Below are 21,693 nucleotides of genomic sequence, written 5' to 3' on the forward strand. Positions count from 1 at the left end.
ACCTCGTTCGAGGCCTATAAGTAAAATAGCATGCCTATGATTCGTTAGATCTCAACTTGGTAGAATTCTCTCCGAATAAGAAGTCTCAGGTTCGTTAGAGCTACTTCTCCCCTCCAACGCCTATCCACGTCAGCCCCGACGCCAACGCCTACGCCCACACCCGGGTCCATGTTCACTAACTACATCAATCCCCAACAAACGCAAAGGAGAGCGCTCATCACGCTCTCCTTTGCTTGTTGCTGTGATGTTCATACCGGATGGAAAGCCTGCCAGAAGTACCGATCCAATCGCGCCTCCGGCCGTCCATTTCCTACAGTACGCTAAACGACGAGAAATTCCGCGTGTTGTTCGCACTCGGCGCACTTCGCAGGCGGGTCCCAATCGGCAAATTCCGTCTCCTTCAGATCAACGATATCCGGAGCGTCCTCATACTCATCAACAAACATGTCGATGGCGATGTCCACGTGTTCTTTGCATACAACGTACATCCGTTCAAGCATCCTTTCTGTATCCAGCTATGCTCCCGATTCACAACCGCTTATCCATACAGGATAGCCACTTCTCTGTTCTATCACACCTGCCGCGGAAAAGAAACCCCTAGCCCCCATTTATCGTGTCCAACTTCCACCAATCCCCTCATTTCAGCACAAACAAAACCAAAAAAGCGTCACTTCTCGACACCCTGTTGGCATCCCAAAGTAACACTTCTCTAAATTCCGAATCTATCCCACTCATTGATTACTATTCAGATTACCGCACATATGAAAGCCATCGTCCTATTGTATTCGAATCCATACTCAATGAATATCGATCTTACTCCAGCCCCGACTGCGCCTTCGTCAGCAGCTTGCCACCCTGGAATGCGATTACTGCATTGGCTCCCGAACTCCCGGTGCCTTTATAATTGTAGACCACCATATTTTCCGCCTCGCTCAATGCCTCACCTTCACCACCAAGGATCTCGATAACATCCTCCACCGACATGCCGACCTCAAGCTTTTCGTACTGGGCAAACGTAATCAGTACCCCATCGCCCTTTCCACCCGATCCGTTGTTTCCCGTGGCTACAGGCGCTTTACCGCCAGCCTCATTCACCGCAATCACGGTGGTACTTAGCTCCTCCAGCTTTTTCTCCAGATCCTCGATCTTCTTGTTCTGCTCACTATTCTTCTCGCTCTGATCCGCAAGCTTCTTCTCCAGACCTGTAATCTGCTCCTGTAAACCATTAACATCAGCAGACCCTGATGGGGACACCTCAGAAGTACATGCGGACAAAACAAACATCGCAGATACTAGACCTGTTCCCCCCAACATGGTTTTCGTCAAACGTTTCATTGAATTAACCCCTTCCGCTCCAGATTGAGAATACAGATCGACAAACAGATGTTACTCGCACAGCCGCCCATCACCAACACATTCCCAACAGTTTACCATAACTGGAACCCTCTATAACAGAGACTTTGGCTCTGGTCCCAAACGATCATTGGGAAACGACAAAATATCCCCTGTAACCTCATGGCTTTGGTTTATATGTAAATCAAGATTAGTGCAATAAAAAAGAGCGGATCAACGAGTTGATCGACTCTCTTTCATTACCCTATTTCTGTATGCCATATACATGAGAGCAATTCTCTTTACTCCGGTTTATCCGTGAGCTTCACCGACACTTTCTCGGCGTTGCCGTCCCGGTAAAAAGTGATTTCAATCGTATCGCCGATCTTTTTCTTATCGTACAGATATTTCCGCAGATCAAGCGTAGAGGTAATTTTTTGCCCATCAAATTCCGTAATGACATCATTCAGCTTCATGCCCGCATCAGATGCCGGACCAGACGCTTCCAGTACAACCACACCGCTGTCCACGTGGGATGGCAGCTTCAGATCCTTGCGCTGCTCGTCATCCAGTGGAGCATATGGATTACTCAGATCGACAGTATACACGCCCAGATATGGACGAGATACTTTGCCATTCAGCAGCAAGGAATCGACCGTTTTCATCACTTCGTTCATCGGAATCGCAAAGCCGAGGCCTTCAACGCCTGTATCCGAGATCTTCATCGTGTTGATGCCGACCAGTTTGCCGTTAAGATCGGCCAGCGCCCCGCCACTGTTGCCTTCGTTAATCGCCGCATCCGTCTGAATCACGTTTTGTTCCCAGTCGTACACACCATCCTGATTAATGGATACCGGCAGGATCCGATCTGTGTAACTGACAATACCGGATGTCAGCGTGCCACCCAGACCGAGCGGATTTCCGATCGCCAGCACCGTTTGACCGCGCTGAAGTTTGCTGGAATCACCAAGTTCTGCGGCTGGACCGATGCCCTTATCATCTTGCACGGACAATACGGCAATGTCACTCACCCGGTCTTTGCCCACCAGCTTCGCCTTGTGCGTTTCCCCGTCCACCGTCACAATCTCCAGATCACTCGCACCTTCCACAACGTGATGGTTGGTCATGATGTAGGCTTTGCCATCTTCCTTTTTGAAAATAACCCCTGATCCCAACGCGGAATCTTCCATCGACAGGCTACTGCCTGTCTTATGGTTCACGATGCTCACCACGGAAGGGCGAACCTTCGCCGCTGCCTGGATAATCCGGTCATACGGATCAGCGGCCTGCGCTGCCTGTGTACCGCCTCCGCCGTTCCCTGCAGCGTTCGCCAGAGGTAACGCTGCGGGCTGCATGATAAAGCTGAACAGCGTAACAGTCACGATGGAGCTAATCACCGAACTGATCACGGCTACCTTGACCGTGGAGCTAAAGCCCGAGCGTGACTTGCGTGGATTCTGCCAGTGGTCACGTCCCCTGCCTCCAGGGCGAATGATCTGAAGTTTACCTTTCTGTTCAGGTTCGGCGCGTCTTGATACTTTGGTTGAATAAAAATCGTCTCCAAACAATCCCATCGTGATCCTCTCCCCTTCGTTGTCACGCATCAAGACCCTGACTGCCGCCCGATCGTTTTCGCATGGCCAACGATGGTGTTCTCACATAGCCCACTCCGCCGACAGACGAACCTTCCGATCGCTGTTACTCACAAATTTTATTGATTACCCTCTAATAAGGTAAAAATTTGTTCATAAAGGCGAGCACTCCGTTTCTTCAGGTTCCTTCTGCCGTCTCCGTTACGTGAAGACCCCAACGGTTTTCCATGCTTTTTTGCATTTTATAAAAAAATCGTTTTGCATATCGCTGCCATCCCCACTAACTCGGAATGAAGCGTCTATGTACAACAGAACGGACACCCCATTCTGCCTGTGACTCTATTAGAAATGCTCTCGCATTCTACGACATGCCTTTTTGCGCGCAAATTAGCCTCTACTATAAAAGCTCCTTATATACTAAACACGCCAAATCTCAAAAAGTTGCATAATTACGAAGATTAACGGAAATTTCCGCTATAACGCGCTTAACAATAAAGGTCCATAGTATCTATCACCACAAAATCCGGTTCGCTAAGCGCAATTTTGCCTATTCCCGTGAACTTTTTCATCTTCTTAAGCAAAATACGGCCCCTGGTTCAGCATACACGTCCCTTACGTGTAATTATAGCGGCAAAAAGAGGAATGTTTTCCACCAAGCCTGACTACAATAATAGTAAAAGACAATTCGAAGCTTCATAGAAGGAGGATTCACATTATGGATCGCACGCGTACACTCACAGCCATGGATGAAGTTCATATGGCGGCCAAGCTGGCCGATCTCAAGGAAGAACACTATCGTAATACCCTTGCACTTAGTACCATCATCGAACTGCTTATCGATAAAGGCATTCTGACCCGCGAGGAAGTCGAACGCAAAGCCGCCGAACTGGACAGCTTTATGGCTCACCCACCCTATCCCATGGCGTAGGACGGTCGTAATACGTATCACAGAGTTTGAACTCATGATCCCGATAAAAGCACCCACGGCTCTCCATCGCATCACGCACGGTCATTTTCGCCAAGTCCATCATATTATGATCCCGGCTCAAATGTGCCAGATACGTACGCTTGATGCGTCCGTTCATCAGTTCACTAAGTGCAGCTCCCGCCGCTTCGTTCGACAAATGACCAATGTCGCTCAGAATGCGGCGCTTGGTGTTCCATGGATACCGTCCCATACGCAGCAATTCGACATCATGATTCGCCTCCAGCACAAGTACATCTGAATCCGAGATCGCATCGCGAACCTTGTCGCTCATATATCCGAGATCGGTCGCGACGGACAACTTCTCACTGCCATCATCGAATGTGTACCCTACCGGTTCCGCCGCATCATGGGAGATGCCGAAGGATTCCACGCGCAGGGAGCCAAAGTCATGCTTTTCACCCGTCTCAAATACCCTCCGGTTTTCCTCTGGAATCGCCCCCACGGACTTCTCCAGTGCCGCCCACGTATTCGTATTTGCATAGATTGGTAAATTATATTTCCGAGACATCGCGCCTAGTCCTTTAATGTGATCGGAATGTTCATGTGTAACCAGAATCCCGTCCAGCTCCGTTCCCGAAATCTCCCGTTCCAGAAACAATGCCTCCAGCCGCTTCGCACTGAGACCTGCATCAATCATGAGGGACGTGCCCCCATGCTGTATAACTGTGGCATTCCCTGTCGAACCGCTGGATAACACGGTAAAATAAATCCCCATAACGCATTACTCCCCTGGTTTGTCTGTCTTGGGACTAAATACATCCCCACTGATGCCCTGCACGTACAACACTTCGCCACTTTCCAGCACGAACCGCCATGCCGGCATCGCCACCTGCATATCTGAATTGAACAACTGGCCGTAATAGCCCAGCTGAATATCTTTGACAATCGCATCATTCGGCAAAAAGTTCTCAATCAGCGTACCCAGCGCCTTCGACGCCGGAAGCACCTGCTGATCGCTCTCCTCCGCTGTCGTAATCCGCACCGGAGTCTGACGGTAACCCGTAATTTTCTGGTCGCTGTAGAATAGCTCCAGACTAACATTGAAGAGCGGCCATTTGCCATCCACCAACGGATGAAGCACAAATGCCCCATCCTCCGCCATCAGCTGATCCCATCGATACGTACCGATCTGGGGAATCTCGTCCTGCAGTGCGTCCTCCAGCTCGCTTTGCGAGAAGATCAGCTTGCTGTCCACAGGCTTTTCCAATTCAACCTGAATGCCTGCCTTATTATCTTCAATGAACTCATACGACAGCTTCGGCAGCTTCGGCGTCTCGTTCGGAATAGGAGCCAGCACCTGAATGCCCTTCTCCTCCATCGCTTGCTGTGTATTATCCGCCAGCGAGGTGAAGTCCAGATTGGCTCCGGCCGTCTCCCGCGCATCCATCCAGATCTGGTATCCCAGCACCAGATTGAGCAGCAGGAAGGCATAGATCAATACATTTTTCGCCCGTCCCCAATCCAAAACATCCACCTCCATCATTTGATAAATACGACTACTATCACACTTACCACTCCGCGGTCAGAACAACCTTCCGATCGCTGTTATCCCCAGATTTCTTGATTCCCTTTTCCTAAGGGAGAAATCCGGAGATAAAGGCGAAGCCTATGCTTCCGAAGCAGCTTTCTTTCAGAAAGCTTGTAGCTTCGCTTCTTCAGGTTTTTTCTGCCCTCTCCGTTAACGTGTGATCTTAAACCCCCGGATATCAAATGACTTCATATCCTATAACCCATCAAGAAACGGTGGTTTCCTCTCCGTTTCCGAAACGAATTACCCACACCGGGATGAGTTTCAGCCCATCCTCAATGCTGGATGGACGATATGCCGGATACACGTCTACAACCTTACGGTTGCTACCCGCCACCTTCTGTATGAGCGCCTTCAACTTGTCCCCACCGGGCAGGGTGACCGATTTCTTCGTCTCCGCGCCTTCGTTCAGATATTCAAGCGAACGTTCATAGCTGGACACCGTCTCCTGCTGCATCTCCATGCTGATCGTGCCGAACCGGAACTGCATCGAGTCCATAATCGGGAAGCTGCTGTAATATTGCTGGAACTGAAGCTTCGTCTTCGTATCGGTAGTATCCAGCATCATGCGGGAACGACCTTTCCAGCCGCCATGCTGATTGACAAAATCAACCGCGGACAGCGCATCCTTCGCTGCATCAATCTGTCCCGCAGGCGGGGCCGCCGGATCGGTGTAGCTAATCCAGCGCTGTTCTTGCTTAACTTGCAGACTGCGTTTGCTGTCTGTATAGATCTCCGATCCATCTTTTTCCCGAATATTCCGGGTCATACTTGGATCGAAGAACAGGCTGCGCTGCATCTGCTCGACGGTGAACTGGCCTGTTGGTACGTCAGCCTCAATCGTTTCCAGTGCTTCTGCCGGGATATAATATCCGCCGTCCATCAGCGTATAAGGTGTCCAGCTGCTGCCGAAGTCGACATGCTGCTGCACGTCCTGTACCGTTAGATCCGCCTGCGTCGCCTCGTAAACCACATCGCCTTTGGCGCTGAAGAACAGTGCGTGAGCCTTGGTTTCATTTTTGGCCGTATAGATCGAGATCCGGTTAATCGTCTCCCCCTGGAAGAGTGAGTCTGTCCCTAGTCGCATCACGCGCTGTAACAACGCTACAGGGATACCTTCCTTGAACGACAGCTCAAAGCCAGGATTCTCCTTACGAATCTGTTCCCAATTGACAGATTGCACGCTCCGACGCTGAAAATCATCAAACGTACGCCCCTGCAAACGTGAATAGATCAACTGATAGAACGTATTGCCCGGATAAAACACCGTATGTTTGTCCTCTCCCAGATGAATAACCATCTGATCAGGGAAAATTAAATCTTCAATATTGCGCTCCTGACCCATATTCTCGGTCTTTACATAGTTCGTTTCTGACGTCACAATCGAATCGCCACCACCGGGCAAACGATAGATCAGGAAGTAACTTTGTACCAAACTGGCAACGACGAGGGAAGCGAGCACCAGAGATTTAATCCGCTCTTTCAAGGTGCTCACCTCCTTCCTCACGCATTGGCAGTGTGAACGTTACCGTCGTCCCCACGTCCACCTCGGACTCCAGTGAGATATTGCCATCATGGGCCTTCACAATTTCCCGGGCAATGGACAATCCAAGCCCTGTGCCGCCCATACTGCGGGAACGAGCCTTGTCTACCCGATAAAACCGTTCAAAAATGCGATCCAGGTCCCGCTGTGGAATCCCCATCCCCGTATCGGTTACTGATATGGCGAGAGTATGATCATCATTGCGTCTCGCTGCGATCGTAATCGTACCACCTTCGAGCGTGTATTTCAGCGCGTTGGACACGACATTATCAAGCACCTGATCAATTTGGTCCCGATCCAGCGGAACCGCTGGAATCCCGTTCTCCACAGAAAGCACAGGTTGAATATCCTTCTGATGCATCTGGAACGAAAAACGATCCGTCACTTCTTCCAACATCTCCATAATGTCGGTTGGCTGTTTGCGCAGCATCGCTTCCTTGGAATCGAGCCTGGACAGATGCAGTAAATCCGTAACCAAGCGAATCATACGCTCCGTCTCATTCTGGATTACCCCAACGAATCGTCCAGCGAGCTGCGGATCTTCCAGAGCACCATCATCCAGCGCTTCCGCATAGCTCTTAATGGTGGTCAGTGGTGTACGCAGCTCATGGGAGACATTCGCCACAAATTCACGCCGTGATGCTTCCAGTTCTTCCTGCTCCGTAACGTCCTGAAGCACAGCGATCGTACCTGTAATGCCCAGCTCACGACGATGAACCGGTGTAAACGTCATACGGATGACAACGGGATCTTCCTGTCCCGCAGGCGCGATCTGGAGCAGCGTCGAGCCTGTAAAACCACTGGCTAACGCTTCTGCATCTTCCGGATCAATGCCGAGCAATACGGCAAAGTGTCGTCCCTCAATGTCCGCCGGACGCATGCCCAGAATGCTGCTGGCACGGCGGTTCACCAGAATGACTTTGCCATATTCGTCCGTTGCAACCACGCCATCACTCATATTGGTCAGAATGGACGTGAGCTTCTCCTTCTCCTCTTCGTTCTGGGAGAGTGCATCCCGGAGCCTGCTGGTCATATAGTTGAACGCCCGACTGAGCTGTCCAATCTCATCCGTTCCGAATACAGGGGTCTGCTGATCGAAGTTGCCTTCCGCGACAGCCGTCGCCCTTCGGGTAACTTCCTTGATAGGCTGCGTAATCGTATGTGACAGAATGACACCGAGCACCGCAGTTAATACCAAGGCAATCAAAATGCCGGAGATGAAAATCTTGTTAATGCCCTCCATAGTGGCATATAACTCATTCATCGAGGCGGCGATGTAGACCGCGCCGATAATCTTGCCGCCGGACAGCACCGGCTTGGCAACGACCTTTTTGCGGACATTATCCTCGTCCACGATATATTCCTCATTGTCCCGAATGCCTTGCAGCGCACGGCTGACAACGGTCTGGGTGTTTTTGCGCCCAACATAGTCCGAATGGGAACTAAGCGAGGTGGTCAGCACTTTGCCGCTGGCATCCAGCACCTGAATCTCGGCGCCGTTAATGTTGAACAGATTGTTCACCAACACACGCAGGTTTTCCGTTTTGTCCTCGCCAGCCTCTGCTTCTCCACCAGCCATCGTCTCTCCCACAAGCACAGAGAGCATCTCAGCCCGCGCCTGCAAATCCTCAGTAAAGTTGCTGGTCAGCGAGTTCTTCATCGCACTAACAAAATAAACGCCAATCAATTGCATCGCAATTAAAATCAGCAGTACATAGATAATAATCAGTTTCGCCTGAATCGTTCGAAAGAACGAAAATCGCGAGAAACGCCCCATTATATCCCCACGCTTTTGGGACTGCGCACGAGATAACCCAGCCCGCGGCGAGTCAGAATCGTTTCCGGTTTGCTCGGATTCTCCTCAATCTTCTCACGCAGACGACGAATCGTAACATCCACGGTTCGCACATCCCCGAAATATTCATATCCCCATACAGCTTGCAGCAGATGTTCACGTGTCATGACCTTGCCGGAATGCTTCGCCATATAATAGAGAAGTTCGTACTCACGGTGGGTCAGATCCAGCGGTTCGCCGCCTTTGTAAGCTGTATACATGTCCATATCAAACGCCAGATCGAATAAACGCATGACCTGCTTCTCCTCGTCTTCCGGCGCTTCAGCCGTAATGGCAGGCTTCTGCCGTCTTCGCATCTGTGCTTTCACCCGGGCGAGCAGCTCGCGCGTACTGAAAGGCTTTGTCACGTAATCATCCGCGCCCAGCTCCAGACCGAGCACCTTGTCGATCTCGCCATCCTTTGCGGTCAGCATAATGATCGGCATCTCCAGATGGGCACGCACCTCACGGCACACATCCATACCGTCCTTACCTGGCAGCATCAGGTCCAGCAGCATCAGATCCGGTTTCTCGGATAACGCCAATTCAACCGCACGAATGCCATCAAAAGCGCAGATGACCTCGTACCCCTCTTTTTCCAAATTAAATTTCAGAATGTCCGCAATGGGCTGTTCATCGTCCACCACCAAAATCTTCCCCTGCATCGGCTGTCTTCACCCCTATATCCTGCTTGATCCGCGTGAGCGGTCTATCTCTCTTAATTCAACTTATATAAATTGTGTTTCTTACGATTTCATTGAATATAGTCTATATCCTATGGCTTGTTGCCTATAGTCTATAGTTTAACATACCTGAAGCACCGTCACATCCCGATCAGGGCCAATGTACAGCCCAAACTGAAAAAATTTTACAGCAGCAAAAAACAAGGCCGGCATCGTATGCCAACCTTGCCCTGGATTGCGATATAACTAGTTCAAGTATGTCAACGGATTTTCCACCGTTCCGTTCTTGATAATCTCAAAATGCAGATGCGTTCCGGTCGAACGGCCCGTGTTGCCCATTACGCCGATGCTCTCACCTCTTTCGACGACTTGTCCAACCTTAACGCCAATGCTGTTCAAGTGCCCATAAAGTGTTTCGTATCCATTACGATGGTTAATAATAATAACATTGCCATAACCACTCTTCTGTCCTGCAAAAGTAATCACGCCCTCATCAGACGCTTTCACGTCCCGGTTACCGACAAGATCAACACCTTTGTGCTGGCGACCCCAACGTTGTCCAAAACTGCTGCTCATCGTAGCGTTGGATACTGGCCAAGCAAACTCACCTGTACCTTCACCAACCACTTTGGTTCCACTCAGAACCACTTCAGTAACCGCTGCTTTGATGACTTCCTGGCCAAGCCATTCTTCCTGAACGACTTCACCATTTTCCTTCGTTATCCGATATTGCATGCTTTTCAGACCGCTTTGACCTGGACGCACCACTTTGGTTGTGCCTGCTTTGAGCTCAGCACTTTTGCGTACTTCCACCTGCGGTTTAATCTCAATCTGTTCAACCACCTGCTCTACCGATTTAACAGTAACGGCTGGCTTTGGCACCGTCAGCGTAAGCTCGTCCCCAATTTGCAGCGACGTTTCTTTGATGCCCGGATTATGTTTGCGTATCTCGCTTTGCGTAATTTCGTATTTCGCAGCAATGGAAGAGATCGTATCTCCTTCACGCACGACATAGGTTACAGGCGCGTCTTTACCAACGGTTAAAGCTTCAACCGCCTCGGACACATCCCATATTTTGTTTGGATCAGCCTTCACCACATCTGTCGCCACATCTTCCTTGATGCCCACCGACTTCAGCGTAGTACTCGGTCCCTCGGCTTTCTTCGATGAGTTTGCCGATACCGACTTCGTCTTGAGCGAACTGCGCACAGCCGATGCCGATATGTACTTGTTCTGCACTTGTTCCAGAATCGCATCTGCTGTTGCCTGGTCCTTCACAATGCCGATCACTTCACCGTCTACCTTGAGCTCTACACCCTTGGCATAGGCGGTAAGCATGTCTCCGAGCTTGTCCAGCGTCTCATCGCTGTTCACTACGGGCTTGTATGCTTTAATGGTTTCGGTCGTGATGCCGTTTGTGTTCAGCACCATTTCCGCTTCTGGATATTTATTTTGGAATTCCTCGGTTTTGTCTGCAAATAATTTCTGTAATTGCGCCTCATCCGTGATGGTGCCAATCTCATTTCCTTTAACCATCACTTTATAATATGGGACGGTGTTTGCAGCAACGTATTGTTTGCCTGCGAATCCGATCGATGCAGCGATGAATAAACCGCATGCTGCTGTAATGATCCATTTGCGCGAGGCCAGAACGCGCTTTTTGTTACTACTGAAGTTGGACATGCTCATGTTGTTTTTGTCTTCGGCCGTCCGGTGTTCCCCGGATTGTTCGTGTTCCCGGTTCTTGCCCGGTTGGCGTATGCCTCTGAAACCTTTCATGATTCTCTCCTTTTCAGCACTTCTCAGTTCGCATTTCTGTCAAGACATCACCCATTGTGTCTCTCCCATGCTTGTCGATATTTGTATTCGGGTGTCCGCAAATCAGGACTTTAGCTGCGCTTGTAAAAGTGTCAAAATTTTAACCTTTTATCACACCCGTATACTTTAACACAGGTTTTACACTCATTTCAACTGTACACGTTATAGCGCAAAGCCGCGCCACGCTTGGTTTTCCTGTATTATCCATAAGATGGCAGGTCCATATTCTTCCCCATCACGCCTCTACTTCAGGTATACTATGTACTTTTGATCATTTTTTAAGACTAGGTTCTAAGACCCACCGAAATGTGTTTTCTTTTTCATAAAAATACAAACTGAATATCCCTCGCCAGATCATCTCTGGTGAGGGATTTCGTTAAACTCTTGCTATAGAGTTCCTCATATTGGCAGGGTTGTATACTAACCAATTTTTACTTATATTTCATTGTCCGAATGGCCTCAATGAAAAAATTGCTTCTAAATTTACCGTTCAGAATCCGATCTTTCGATCCCCTTATGAATATTCTAGCAAAGGCTCGCGGATATCCCCCTACATAAACTTGGTTTATTCCGCCTGAAGGACTTCCATCAGGTTATCGTATTCTTCGCTGGTTAAATACTTGGAGATTACCTGCTCAATATCGCGCAGCTCCTGCTCAGTCAGGCCGCCTTCCATGGCACCTGAGATTTGCTGCATTTCTTTCTGAGGCAGCTTGTTCATTAGCAGGCTGAAAATCTTTTCTTTTTCCTCCAACGGCAGCTTGTCCTTCTTGCCTGTGATATCATCCGGAGATACTACAATCTCATCATTCCCTGAAGAAGCCGTACCATTGGAATTCGTACCTGTTCCGTTGCCCGATGCTGCACTATTCCCAGGTGTTGTCCCTGAACCGGTACCCTTATTAGTCCCGGCATCTACGTCTGTTCCCGTGCCAGAGCTCCCCCCTGAACTCGACCCCGTAGCGGAAGAGTCTGTTCCTGTTCCTGTTCCTGCCCCTTGACCCTCATCTGATCCTGTATCCTGTCCCGAGCTGTTGCCTGTATTCGCGCCTGTTTCTCCACTTCCTGTCCCATTGCCCATGACAGATATCGCATCTTCTGGAACGTGTTCCTCCTCCGCTCCTGCCGGCTGATCTGTCGTGCCCGTTCCCGGCTTCTTCTCTTCACCGGACTTACCACCTAATGCACCCTGAAACATGGCCGTTAACCCCATGGGCTGGCCTTCCCACTGAATATTGAAACTCGCCAGCAGCGATTTTACATATGACTGAACGATTAATCCGGTTGTCAGCAGGGTCAGTGAACTGACCAGCATCACGGTAAGCAATATTTTAATGAACCATTGAAGCAACTTCATTCCCGTTCTCTCCCTCCGTTTTCCGACCCCATATCACGTTCGATGTTCAGGATCTATGAGTCTACTGTTAACCAGTATTGACGGAAATTCGGGGATTATATCAGGAAGGCGTGCGAAAAACCCCAGCCATCGCTATTTAAGCGATAACTGGGGCTCTGTGATGCCTGTATAAGCATATCATTTGGATGAACGTTTAACTTAGCGTTGCCGATTAACTCAGCTGCTTATTCGTAGATAGGAAGAACCTGATTCGTTTGCTCACGGTTACGGCCTACAGAGAAGATAGCAATTGGAATGCCTGTCAGTTCAGAAACACGTTTCACATAGTTCTGTGTGTTCACAGGCAAATCTTCCAGCTTCTTCGCCGCAGTGATATCTTCGCTCCAGCCTGGAAGCTCTTCGTATACCGCTTCACATTCAGCCAGCATTTTCAGGCTTGCCGGATAGTGAGTGATAACCTCGCCGCGGAATTTGTATCCTGTGCAGATTTTCACCGTTTCCAGACCTGTCATTACATCCAGGGAGTTCAGGGACAGACCCGTAATTCCGCTGACACGACGAGCGTGGCGAACAACGACGCTGTCGAACCAGCCAACACGACGCGGACGTCCCGTTACAGTACCGTACTCATGTCCGGTCTCACGAATTTGGTCACCAACTGCATCATGCAGCTCTGTCGGGAAAGGACCATCTCCTACACGTGTTGTATAGGCTTTAGCCACACCGATAACCTGCTGAATACGAGCTGGGCCAACGCCAGATCCGATACATACGCCGCCTGCAGACGGATTGGATGAAGTAACGAATGGATAAGTTCCTTGATCGAGATCCAGCATAACGCCTTGTGCACCTTCGAACAGTACTTTTTTGTCCTCATCGATGTATTCGTTGAGCACAACCGATGTATCACGTACATAAGGACGCAGAATTTCTGCATATCCCAGGTAATCTTTCAGAATTTCTTCTACATCTACAGGCTCGCCGCCATAGACTTGCTCGATTACACGGTTCTTTTCTTTTACCAAATGACGCAGTTTCAGTTCGAACTCTTCCGCATCCAGCAGATCAACCATACGAATACCGATACGGGCTGATTTGTCCATGTAACATGGGCCAATTCCCTTGCCTGTTGTACCGATTTTGTTCGGGCCTTTGCTCTCTTCTTCCAATGCATCCAATACCATGTGATATGGCAGGATGATGTGTGCGCGTTCGCTGATGGACAGGTTTTTGGTCGTAAAGTCATTGTCATGAATATAGTTAATTTCTTCGATGAGCGCTTTCGGGTTGATAACCATACCGTTACCAATTACACATGCTTTATCTGTGTAGAAGATACCCGATGGAATCATCGTCAATTTATATTTTTTGTTATCGATCAGAATCGTGTGTCCTGCATTGTTACCGCCTTGGTAACGAGCAACCACGTCTGCGGATTCCGCCAAATAATCCGTAATCTTGCCTTTACCTTCGTCTCCCCATTGCGTTCCCACTACAACTACCGTTGACATAGTACATACCTCCGTGGGTGCCTTGCGCACCTTTGTATTGGTCTGTCCGTCCTCTATCTCGGCAGGAATTTGAAGTGAAATTACCGCGGAGAAGCGTGCTAACGGACAGTGAAAATCCCCCTCGGTTTACATCCAAGGGAAGGTTTTCGCTGCTTTAACGCAGCAGTATTAGTGTACCAGTCCCTTTTTTTAAAGTCAAATCAAATGGCGAACAATTAGATATCCTCCAACTCTAATGTTCGGAATTGACTCGATATTCCGACGCAAAAAACCGGCGAAGCCAGTCAAAGCTTGCTTGACGGCTAACCCCGGTTATACGCTACGCGTTTCACATCCAACGCCATATATCGTATTCACAACGTATTTATGAGTTCATATGATCTAATGGTTGATGCCAGGACAGACGATTTCACTTCCCTATCGAAGCAGTCTGTGCCTGTCCCCTACATGGCAAAGGCATCATTATGTGCCCGCTCGTAGTTAACGAATTTATTAAAGTTTTTCAGGAAGACCAGTTCCACCGTGCCTACCGGACCATTACGCTGTTTGGCGATAATAATCTCGATAATGTTTTTCTTCTCGGTCTCCTGGTTATAGTAGTCATCCCGGTACAGGAACGCAACGATGTCGGCATCTTGCTCGATCGAACCCGACTCCCGCAAGTCACTCATCATTGGACGTTTATCCTGACGCTGCTCTACACCCCGGCTCAGCTGAGACAAGGCAATAACTGGAACTTCCAATTCCCGGCCAATCTGTTTTAGGGTACGTGAGATCTCGGATACCTCTTGTTGACGGTTCTCGCCGGCTTTACCCCGTCCACTAATCAGTTGAAGGTAGTCGATCAGAATCATGCCAAGGCCTTTCTCTTTCTTGAGACGACGGCATTTAGCACGAATGTCAGCTACGGTGATCCCTGGCGTATCGTCAATGTAGATGTTTGCTTCGTTCAAGGCTGCAATGCCCATCGTCAGCTTCTGCCAATCTTCATCACCTTTGAAATCACCCATACGCATGACACCCGCATCCAGATTGGCCTCCGCACAGATCATACGCTGTACGAGCTGTGCGGCTGACATCTCCAGACTGAATATCGCAACCGTCTCCTGCGCCCGAATGGCTACATTCTGAGCGATATTCAGGGCGAAGGCGGTCTTCCCTACAGATGGACGTGCCGCTACAATGATCAAGTCACTCCGCTGGAATCCGGCGGTCATCTTGTCTAGATCGATGAACCCGGACGGAATGCCCGTTGTGGTGCCCTTGTTCTGATGTAGCGTCTCCACACGGTCGAACACTTCCATCAGTACATCCTGAATGGCTATAAACCCACTACTGGAACGTCGATTGGAAATCTCCAGAATGCGCCGCTCTGCTTCTCCAAGCATAGCCGCGACATCCTCACCGCCCGTGTATCCTTCACTCACAATCTGTGTAGCCGTACGAATCAGGCGACGCAGCATGGATTTCTCTTCAATAATCTGAGCGTAATAATCCACGTTCGCGGCAGTTGGAACACCATGAGCCAGCTTAGCCAGATAACTGACGCCGCCGATGTCCTCGAGCTCGCCTTTATCCTTCAGAAGCGAAGTCAGTGTCACGAGGTCAATTGGTTGATTTCCCTCGCCAAGCTGAATCATCGCTTCGAAGATTAGTTGATGGGGTTTATCATAGAAATCCTCGGTTTGCACCCGTTCCATCGCTGTAATCAGGGCTTCGCCCTGCAACAGGATTGCACCCAGCACGGCCTGTTCGGCTTCCAGGTTCTGTGGGGGAATCCGGTCGAATAACATTTCGCCGCCCATCTTACTCCTCCGTTACCTGTACCTTCAAGGTAGCCTTCACTTCAGGGTGAACCTTGACGGTGACTTGCGTTACGCCGAGTGTGCGAATAGGCTCGTCCAGTTCAATTTTGCGTTTGTCGACTTTCAGACCTTTCGCTGCTAGAGCTTCTGCGATTTGTTTGCTCGTGATTGCACCGAACAGACGGCCGCCTTCGCCGGATTTTGCTTTCAGTTCAGTCACTTCAGCTTCCAGCTTTTTAGCCAGAGCTTCCGCTTCTGCTTTCTCTTCCTGTTTACGTCTGTCTTCCGCTGCCTTCTGGTTGTCCAGTGTTTTCATGTTTCCGTCTGTTGCTGGACGTGCGATTCCCCGTGGCAGAAGGAAGTTCTGTGCGTATCCCTCGGACACTTCCTTCACTTGTCCTTTTTTGCCTTGACCCTTCATATCTTTTATAAAAATGACTTTCATTCGAACAAACCCTCTTCCTTTTCGATTTCAGCCAGTACGTTCGTCAGCCGTTTTTCCGCCTCTCCAAGCGTTCCTTCAAGCTGAACGGCAGCATTCGTCAAATGTCCGCCACCGCCCAGTCGTTCCATGACCACCTGAACATTCATACGCCCCAGCGATCTCGCGCTGATGCCAATCAGTCCATCCGGACGTTCACTTATGACAAATGAAGCGACCACGTCGGTCATATTGAGCAATGTGTCCGCCACTTGGGCGATCATCATCTGTGGAATCTTGTTGCCAGGGTCCGTGACCGCCAGCGCAATGTTCCCGTATACCATTTTAGCATGCTTTATGATTTCTGCCTTAGCAATATATTCTGACAGATCTTCTTTCATCAGCCGCTGGATCATAATGGTGTCTGCACCACTACGACGCAGGAAGCCTGCCGCTTCAAACGTTCTCGAACCCGTATGGAGTGCAAAATGCTTCGTATCCACCGTAATCCCGGCTAATAACGCCGTCGCTTCCAGTGGAGTGAATTGTACCTTGTCATGAATATACTGAAGAAGCTCAGTTACCAGTTCTGCTGCCGAGGAAGCATAGGGTTCCAAATAGATCAGCACTGCGTCGTTAATGAATTCTTCACCCCGACGGTGGTGATCCACAACCACGACACGCGTAGCGGATTGAACCAGCTTCGGCTCCATTGTCATGGATGGTTTATGTGTATCAACAACAACGAGCAGCGTATGCTCCGTCATCATCTGGGTGGCCTGTTCCGGCGACACAAAGGCTTTGGACAGCTTCTCATCCTTATTCACCTGTTCCATCATGCGTTCAATGGAAGGGTTAGGCCCATCCAGCACAATTCGTGCTTCCACATTGTACAGACTCGCCGCTTTCCATACCCCAATAGACGCGCCAATCGCATCCATATCAGGCATTTTGTGACCCATGATAATCACCCGGTCGCTCTCCTGCATCAGGTCACGCAATGCATGCGCGATAACCCGGGCTCTTACCCGTGTACGTTTCTCAACCGCGTTGGACTTCCCACCGTAAAAGGACAACCGTTGTCCAGATTTTACGGCAGCCTGGTCACCACCACGACCAAGTGCCATATCCAGACTGGACTGAGCCAATTCTCCCATCTCACTGATGGTATCCGACCCAAATGCCAGTCCAACACTCAATGTCATCGGCACCTTAAGATCAGCGGTCATCTCCCGGACTTCATCCAGAATGACAAATCGGCTCTGCTCCAATTCCTGCAAAGACCTATAATTCAGCATCATGAGATAACGATCAGAGGAGAGACGGCGCAGGTATACCTCATACCGTTTCGCCCAAGACGTAATCTCGCTTGTTACACGGGCAATCAGCGCAGTCCGCTGCTGGTCGTCCATGCCCTGGGCTGCTTCATCCAGGTTATCGAGAACCAGAATACCCAGTGCAATGCGTTCATTCTCATATTTATCACGAAGAATGGATAGCTCTGTAATCTCGTATACATATACATACCGCTCCTGCGGGTTATGAATAACTCCATAATATCGATCATCCAGTTGGAATTCGTCATGAAGTTCCTTGGACGACTCCTTGGTCCCATCCTTTTTCTCCTTAGGTTGAGGAAGTTTGGGAAACAAATTTTGCAGCGGATTGCCTACCATCGTCTTCTCTTGGAACATGTCTGCGACGAAGCGATTATGCCACTCTACGGTACGATCTTCGCTGTACAGCACAATACCGAATGGGAGCATGCTGACCGCTTCCCCCTCCATCCGCTTAATCCGAATGGACAGGCCATTAATGTAGTCGTTAAGCTCACGTCGGAACGCGAGCTCCGCCTTAATCATGACGATTCCCAGCGCCGAAGCCAGTATCAGACTAATCAAACCAAGCGTCCAGTTGTAAATGGTCACGAACATAACAAGCAGAAGCAGCAGTATGAACGCCCATACGGTATAGTAGCCGTGCCAGCGTTTCTTCAGAAATTTAGGCATGACTCATCACCCTATCGTTTTGGTTTCGATATTGCCTCGCGAAGCGGGAACGCCAGATCGATAATCCCGATAATCCGCAGCGGTCCAATGAAGAAGACTGCTGCCGCCAGCAAATACGGTACAACCGGATTCCATTTCTTTGCATGTGAGAGAAAGAAGAAGAATCCGATCGCTTGAATCATGAAGCCCAAATTGATTAGAGGCGACAGGTTCATGGCAATCATGGTCCAGTACGTTCCGTCACTCTGTCTGGATATCACTTCGAACAACAATGCCAGGAAGTAATACCAGATCAGTGCACGCGGCATACGCCATTCACGCGCAGGTGGGAATTTCGGTACAACCACGCCCATAACGTTCAGAATCGGACGTGCAATGAGATGTGTAATTAAAGCCATGACCAGAGACGTGACCACCAAGGCGAATGGAATCATAAGCTGCGTCTGTCTTGCGACATCCTGAGTCATTTCAGGTGTCCATACAAACCCATTTACCATCTGACTGGATGTATTCGTCAAGGGCTCAATTGTCAATCTGACCACATCATCAATATAACTCGACAAATCAAATTGGAAGATTACACTTCCAATCAACAGGAGCAACAGATATTCCGCCAGCATGGCTCCACTTCCTGCCATTAAGGCGAACAGGGCCGACTTCTTCTTCTTGTACGCATTGCCCATAACAATGGCGGGCAGGGTGAACAAAAGCAGTAATAACAAATAAATCGGACTAAACACGGCTAAAATAATCGCCACTGGGACGAGATGCCATACGAATGATTTTACCGGTAATGAAGCAAACAAAATAACTCCTGGTATCATCATGAAAAATATGGCCAAAACCGATAAAGGAGTTAACAGCGAAAGTAGCAAGAGCAGATAAACTACGCTCCAGACAGCTGATTTAAAGCTAAATTTCAACAAATTCACCTCTTACGCATGTGATCTTCTAGCGCGGAAATATCCTGGTACCAATCTTCCAACTGGTGACCTTCCTGTTTATGCTTTTTCAATTTCTCAACAAGCAGTGCATCCAGATCCTTGAAAGGAATACCGAGCCTGCGGCCCAATATGTAACTACTCATCATCAAACTGGCGAGACTGTCCCCGATTCGGGTTGTACTGCCTTCCCATAACGCTTTGAATAATCGGGATACCTGATCAAGCACTTCGGTTTTAAGCCATTCAATCACTTTAGCGCGTTTGGCTACATCCAGTTCTTTAGGCATATTGGCGAAAGTCACTCTCCCCCGAAAAAGCTTTATTCTCCATTATAGCATAAAAAGGGGGGCCGCAAAATTACCCCAAAATGCGGAGAAGTCCTCCGAAACTTATCTCAGGTGCTTTGCGGGGACCCCGTACAACGAAATCGTATTTTATCTTGTGGAAAATTCATTTAAGTTCGATCTTGTTCAGCTCTTCTTAAGTTTAACATGATACCGGACGGCTGTGATTATCCACGCTATTGCAACAATATCAAAAATTTGTTTCGACTTACTTCACTTTCATCGATTCCTTGGCTACAATACCCTCGCAATACTCAATAATCTGACTCCGTCTTACGATCCCAATGAAGCGCTCCATATCATCGACGACCGGCACAAAGTTCTGCACTTTGGCCAGATTAATCAAATCCTCCATGTTGGCTTCAATGGATACCGGCTTGATATCCAATCGAAGTGGAACGTCCTTGAGCAGGAATTTTGAAGCGTTTTCAAATGTGATCTTTCCCTCGGCGTTCTTCATATACCACAACAGATCACCTTCGGTAACCGTGCCGATATATTTGCCTTCCTTATTCAAAATGGGTACCGCCGTGAACCGATGATATTCCATCCGTTCCAACGTTTGCCGCAGAGTAGAATCCGACGTCACGCATGTAACTTCTTGTTTGGGCAGCAAAAAAAATGCGATGTTCATACCCTTAAGTATCCTCCTTGTGAAATTTCATCAGTCAGCTTATTACATTCAACTTACATAGTACGCATTAGAACGCAAGATGTTCCAAAAGGACATGATTCCTTCTACAAAGTAAAAAAAACAGCAGCCCGCCAATAAACGCACTGCTGATCGTTGTCTAAAACATAACGTCTGTATGGAATTGGTTACTCGATCTTCTGCCGGTCAGGAATCATCACTTCACCGGCTGGGGTCGACTGATCCATCCAGTTGTTAATCAGCTCTTTGGCATATTGGACATCTTTCTCATCTGCCTTGCCGTAGTAAATTCCGTCTTTACGCATCCCTTCGCCCAAAATAGTGAAGCTTGAGATTTGCGGTTTTTCCTGAGTCAGCACCTGTTTGGCCAGATCAATAATGAAGGAAGGTTGCATATCCGTCTGGAAGCTGTCTCCCATAATCTGAATCAATTCCGGGATTTTGCTGATAGCGTTCAGATTAAGCATCTCATTCGCCATGGCATTCAGGAAAATCTGCTGCCGCTTGGTGCGATTAAAATCGCTATCCTCACGGTATCTTACATAGTAAAGTGCTTCCTGCCCGTCGTAGATCGGCTTACCGCCTTCTATTGTGAACTGCACATGTTCCGGGTTCTTGTTCACAATGTCCTCATCAATCGGCAGCTTCACGCCACCAAGCGCATCAACGACTTTCTTGATCCCGTCAAAATTAATTGTTGCATAGTAACCTACATCCGCATCGAGAAATTTCTCCACCGTATTGATAGACATATTCTCCCCACCGAAAGCGTAGGCATGCGCGAGCTTGTCATAATCATCCTCGCCATCCTTGTTGGCATCACGTCCAACAATCTGCACATAGGTGTCACGAGGAATCGATACCAGGAGTACGCGGGATTCTTTCGGACGAACAACGGCATAGATAACCGTGTCTGAGCGCCCACGCGTTTTCTCATAGGCACGCTTGTCTGAACCTAGCAGCAACACCGAGAACGGTTCTTTGCGATATACTGTTGGATCAGGCGTATTGTTGCCCTCCTGAGGAACATAGGAACGGGACAATTGGTCTTCAACTGAACCAGCGAGAAACAGATCGAAGGCCGCTACAGCAAGCTGCTGACGAAACAAATAGCCCCCGATTAACAAAACAACGAGCGATACGAGCGTTATATATAGACCTTTTCTTCTTTTCTTCTTCTTATCTTTAGTTCTGCTTGTCATCCATCGATTCCTTCTTCACTGTCAAAATGAAATTCGATACTACTACTATATAAGTTGAATTTAACTTGTCCTGACCCCGCAACGGTACAGTGTTAATTAAATAGTACAACTTATATACTTACCATTAAAC

19 protein-coding genes are annotated in these 21,693 nt (G+C 48.9%); 1 reads left to right on the plus strand and 18 read right to left on the minus strand.

Features of this window, described 5'->3' with window-relative positions:
- Window positions 1–320: 320 nt before the first annotated feature.
- From ACFVQB_RS10425 to ACFVQB_RS10435, 3 genes are all read right to left on the minus strand, one after another.
- Complete coding sequence (locus ACFVQB_RS10425; protein WP_017691462.1) at window positions 321–488, minus strand: CxxH/CxxC protein; 168 nt, start codon at window positions 486–488, stop codon at window positions 321–323.
- A gap of 325 nt (window positions 489–813) precedes the next feature.
- Window positions 814–1,335, minus strand: a complete 522-nt coding sequence (locus ACFVQB_RS10430) for a hypothetical protein (RefSeq protein ID WP_379437915.1) — start codon at window positions 1,333–1,335, stop codon at window positions 814–816.
- A gap of 299 nt (window positions 1,336–1,634) precedes the next feature.
- Entirely contained in the window at window positions 1,635–2,906 is a 1,272-nt protein-coding gene (locus tag ACFVQB_RS10435) for a S1C family serine protease (RefSeq protein WP_379437917.1), read from the minus strand.
- Between the two features lie 733 nt (window positions 2,907–3,639).
- Between ACFVQB_RS10435 and ACFVQB_RS10440 the strand changes: the two genes are divergently transcribed.
- On the plus strand, window positions 3,640–3,852 hold the full coding sequence (locus tag ACFVQB_RS10440; RefSeq protein WP_036611899.1) for a hypothetical protein: 213 nt from the start codon (window positions 3,640–3,642) through the stop codon (window positions 3,850–3,852).
- Here the strand turns inward: ACFVQB_RS10440 and ACFVQB_RS10445 are convergent.
- The 15 genes from ACFVQB_RS10445 to ACFVQB_RS10515 all read right to left on the minus strand — a co-directional run bounded on the left by ACFVQB_RS10445 (window position 3,821) and on the right by ACFVQB_RS10515 (window position 21,563).
- Window positions 3,821–4,627: an MBL fold metallo-hydrolase gene (locus ACFVQB_RS10445; RefSeq protein WP_062327768.1), complete on the minus strand. Its 807-nt coding sequence runs from the start codon at window positions 4,625–4,627 to the stop codon at window positions 3,821–3,823. The genes ACFVQB_RS10440 and ACFVQB_RS10445 overlap by 32 nt on opposite strands.
- A 6-nt stretch (window positions 4,628–4,633) precedes the next feature.
- Window positions 4,634–5,377, minus strand: coding sequence for a two-component system regulatory protein YycI (gene yycI, locus ACFVQB_RS10450; RefSeq protein WP_379437921.1), 744 nt, complete (start codon window positions 5,375–5,377; stop codon window positions 4,634–4,636).
- Between the two features lie 268 nt (window positions 5,378–5,645).
- Entirely contained in the window at window positions 5,646–6,926 is a 1,281-nt protein-coding gene (locus ACFVQB_RS10455) for a YycH family regulatory protein (protein ID WP_379437924.1), read from the minus strand.
- Entirely contained in the window at window positions 6,910–8,760 is a 1,851-nt protein-coding gene (gene walK / locus ACFVQB_RS10460; protein WP_379437927.1) for a cell wall metabolism sensor histidine kinase WalK, read from the minus strand. Before walK ends, ACFVQB_RS10455 begins: the two co-directional genes overlap by 17 nt.
- A complete protein-coding gene (gene yycF / locus ACFVQB_RS10465) occupies window positions 8,760–9,482 on the minus strand; it encodes a response regulator YycF (RefSeq protein ID WP_062327757.1) in 723 nt (240 codons plus the stop codon). The genes walK and yycF overlap by 1 nt, the downstream gene beginning before the upstream one ends.
- Window positions 9,483–9,746: 264 nt before the next feature.
- Window positions 9,747–11,279 carry a peptidoglycan DD-metalloendopeptidase family protein gene (locus tag ACFVQB_RS10470; RefSeq protein WP_379437931.1) on the minus strand — a complete coding sequence of 511 codons (1,533 nt, stop codon included), beginning with the start codon at window positions 11,277–11,279 and terminating at the stop codon, window positions 9,747–9,749.
- A gap of 604 nt (window positions 11,280–11,883) precedes the next feature.
- Window positions 11,884–12,675, minus strand: a complete 792-nt coding sequence (locus tag ACFVQB_RS10475; protein WP_379437933.1) for a hypothetical protein — start codon at window positions 12,673–12,675, stop codon at window positions 11,884–11,886.
- A 224-nt stretch (window positions 12,676–12,899) separates the two neighbouring features.
- The gene (locus tag ACFVQB_RS10480; protein WP_076287194.1) at window positions 12,900–14,186 is read right to left on the minus strand and encodes an adenylosuccinate synthase; all 1,287 of its coding nucleotides are present in this window, start codon (window positions 14,184–14,186) and stop codon (window positions 12,900–12,902) included.
- Between the two features lie 443 nt (window positions 14,187–14,629).
- Window positions 14,630–15,991: a replicative DNA helicase gene (gene dnaB, locus ACFVQB_RS10485; RefSeq protein ID WP_024629551.1), complete on the minus strand. Its 1,362-nt coding sequence runs from the start codon at window positions 15,989–15,991 to the stop codon at window positions 14,630–14,632.
- Window position 15,992: 1 nt separating this feature from the next.
- Complete coding sequence (gene rplI, locus ACFVQB_RS10490; protein ID WP_024629550.1) at window positions 15,993–16,436, minus strand: 50S ribosomal protein L9; 444 nt, start codon at window positions 16,434–16,436, stop codon at window positions 15,993–15,995.
- The gene (locus ACFVQB_RS10495) at window positions 16,433–18,421 is read right to left on the minus strand and encodes a DHH family phosphoesterase (RefSeq protein ID WP_379437938.1); all 1,989 of its coding nucleotides are present in this window, start codon (window positions 18,419–18,421) and stop codon (window positions 16,433–16,435) included. Before ACFVQB_RS10495 ends, rplI begins: the two co-directional genes overlap by 4 nt.
- 11 nt (window positions 18,422–18,432) lie before the next feature.
- Window positions 18,433–19,353 (minus strand): DUF2232 domain-containing protein, encoded by a 921-nt coding sequence (locus ACFVQB_RS10500; RefSeq protein WP_379437940.1) that lies wholly within the window; start codon window positions 19,351–19,353, stop codon window positions 18,433–18,435.
- Entirely contained in the window at window positions 19,350–19,652 is a 303-nt protein-coding gene (locus tag ACFVQB_RS10505) for a MazG-like family protein (protein WP_024629547.1), read from the minus strand. The genes ACFVQB_RS10500 and ACFVQB_RS10505 overlap by 4 nt, the downstream gene beginning before the upstream one ends.
- Before the next feature lie 265 nt (window positions 19,653–19,917).
- A complete protein-coding gene (locus ACFVQB_RS10510; RefSeq protein WP_063567369.1) occupies window positions 19,918–20,343 on the minus strand; it encodes a CBS domain-containing protein in 426 nt (141 codons plus the stop codon).
- A gap of 185 nt (window positions 20,344–20,528) precedes the next feature.
- The gene (locus tag ACFVQB_RS10515) at window positions 20,529–21,563 is read right to left on the minus strand and encodes an LCP family protein (protein WP_379437945.1); all 1,035 of its coding nucleotides are present in this window, start codon (window positions 21,561–21,563) and stop codon (window positions 20,529–20,531) included.
- Window positions 21,564–21,693: the final 130 nt, after the last annotated feature.

The organism is Paenibacillus sp. NPDC057886, from assembly GCF_042796655.1.
In the GTDB taxonomy this organism is placed as follows: Bacteria; Bacillota; Bacilli; order Paenibacillales; family Paenibacillaceae; genus Paenibacillus.

Bases quoted from the DNA above. Each gene is read 5' to 3' on its own strand.
- ACFVQB_RS10480 (WP_076287194.1), bottom strand. From the start codon at position 14,186: ATGTCAACGGTAGTTGTAGTGGGAACGCAATGGGGAGACGAAGGTAAA.
- ACFVQB_RS10510 (WP_063567369.1), bottom strand. From the start codon at position 20,343: ATGAACATCGCATTTTTTTTGCTGCCCAAACAAGAAGTTACATGCGTG.
- ACFVQB_RS10445 (WP_062327768.1), bottom strand. From the start codon at position 4,627: ATGGGGATTTATTTTACCGTGTTATCCAGCGGTTCGACAGGGAATGCC.
- ACFVQB_RS10470 (WP_379437931.1), bottom strand. From the start codon at position 11,279: ATGAAAGGTTTCAGAGGCATACGCCAACCGGGCAAGAACCGGGAACAC.
- ACFVQB_RS10440 (WP_036611899.1), top strand. From the start codon at position 3,640: ATGGATCGCACGCGTACACTCACAGCCATGGATGAAGTTCATATGGCG.
- rplI (WP_024629550.1), bottom strand. From the start codon at position 16,436: ATGAAAGTCATTTTTATAAAAGATATGAAGGGTCAAGGCAAAAAAGGA.
- ACFVQB_RS10495 (WP_379437938.1), bottom strand. From the start codon at position 18,421: ATGCCTAAATTTCTGAAGAAACGCTGGCACGGCTACTATACCGTATGG.
- ACFVQB_RS10505 (WP_024629547.1), bottom strand. From the start codon at position 19,652: ATGCCTAAAGAACTGGATGTAGCCAAACGCGCTAAAGTGATTGAATGG.
- yycF (WP_062327757.1), bottom strand. From the start codon at position 9,482: ATGCAGGGGAAGATTTTGGTGGTGGACGATGAACAGCCCATTGCGGAC.
- walK (WP_379437927.1), bottom strand. From the start codon at position 8,760: ATGGGGCGTTTCTCGCGATTTTCGTTCTTTCGAACGATTCAGGCGAAA.
- ACFVQB_RS10430 (WP_379437915.1), bottom strand. From the start codon at position 1,335: ATGAAACGTTTGACGAAAACCATGTTGGGGGGAACAGGTCTAGTATCT.
- ACFVQB_RS10515 (WP_379437945.1), bottom strand. From the start codon at position 21,563: ATGACAAGCAGAACTAAAGATAAGAAGAAGAAAAGAAGAAAAGGTCTA.
- ACFVQB_RS10435 (WP_379437917.1), bottom strand. From the start codon at position 2,906: ATGGGATTGTTTGGAGACGATTTTTATTCAACCAAAGTATCAAGACGC.
- dnaB (WP_024629551.1), bottom strand. From the start codon at position 15,991: ATGGGCGGCGAAATGTTATTCGACCGGATTCCCCCACAGAACCTGGAA.
- ACFVQB_RS10475 (WP_379437933.1), bottom strand. From the start codon at position 12,675: ATGAAGTTGCTTCAATGGTTCATTAAAATATTGCTTACCGTGATGCTG.
- ACFVQB_RS10425 (WP_017691462.1), bottom strand. From the start codon at position 488: ATGTACGTTGTATGCAAAGAACACGTGGACATCGCCATCGACATGTTT.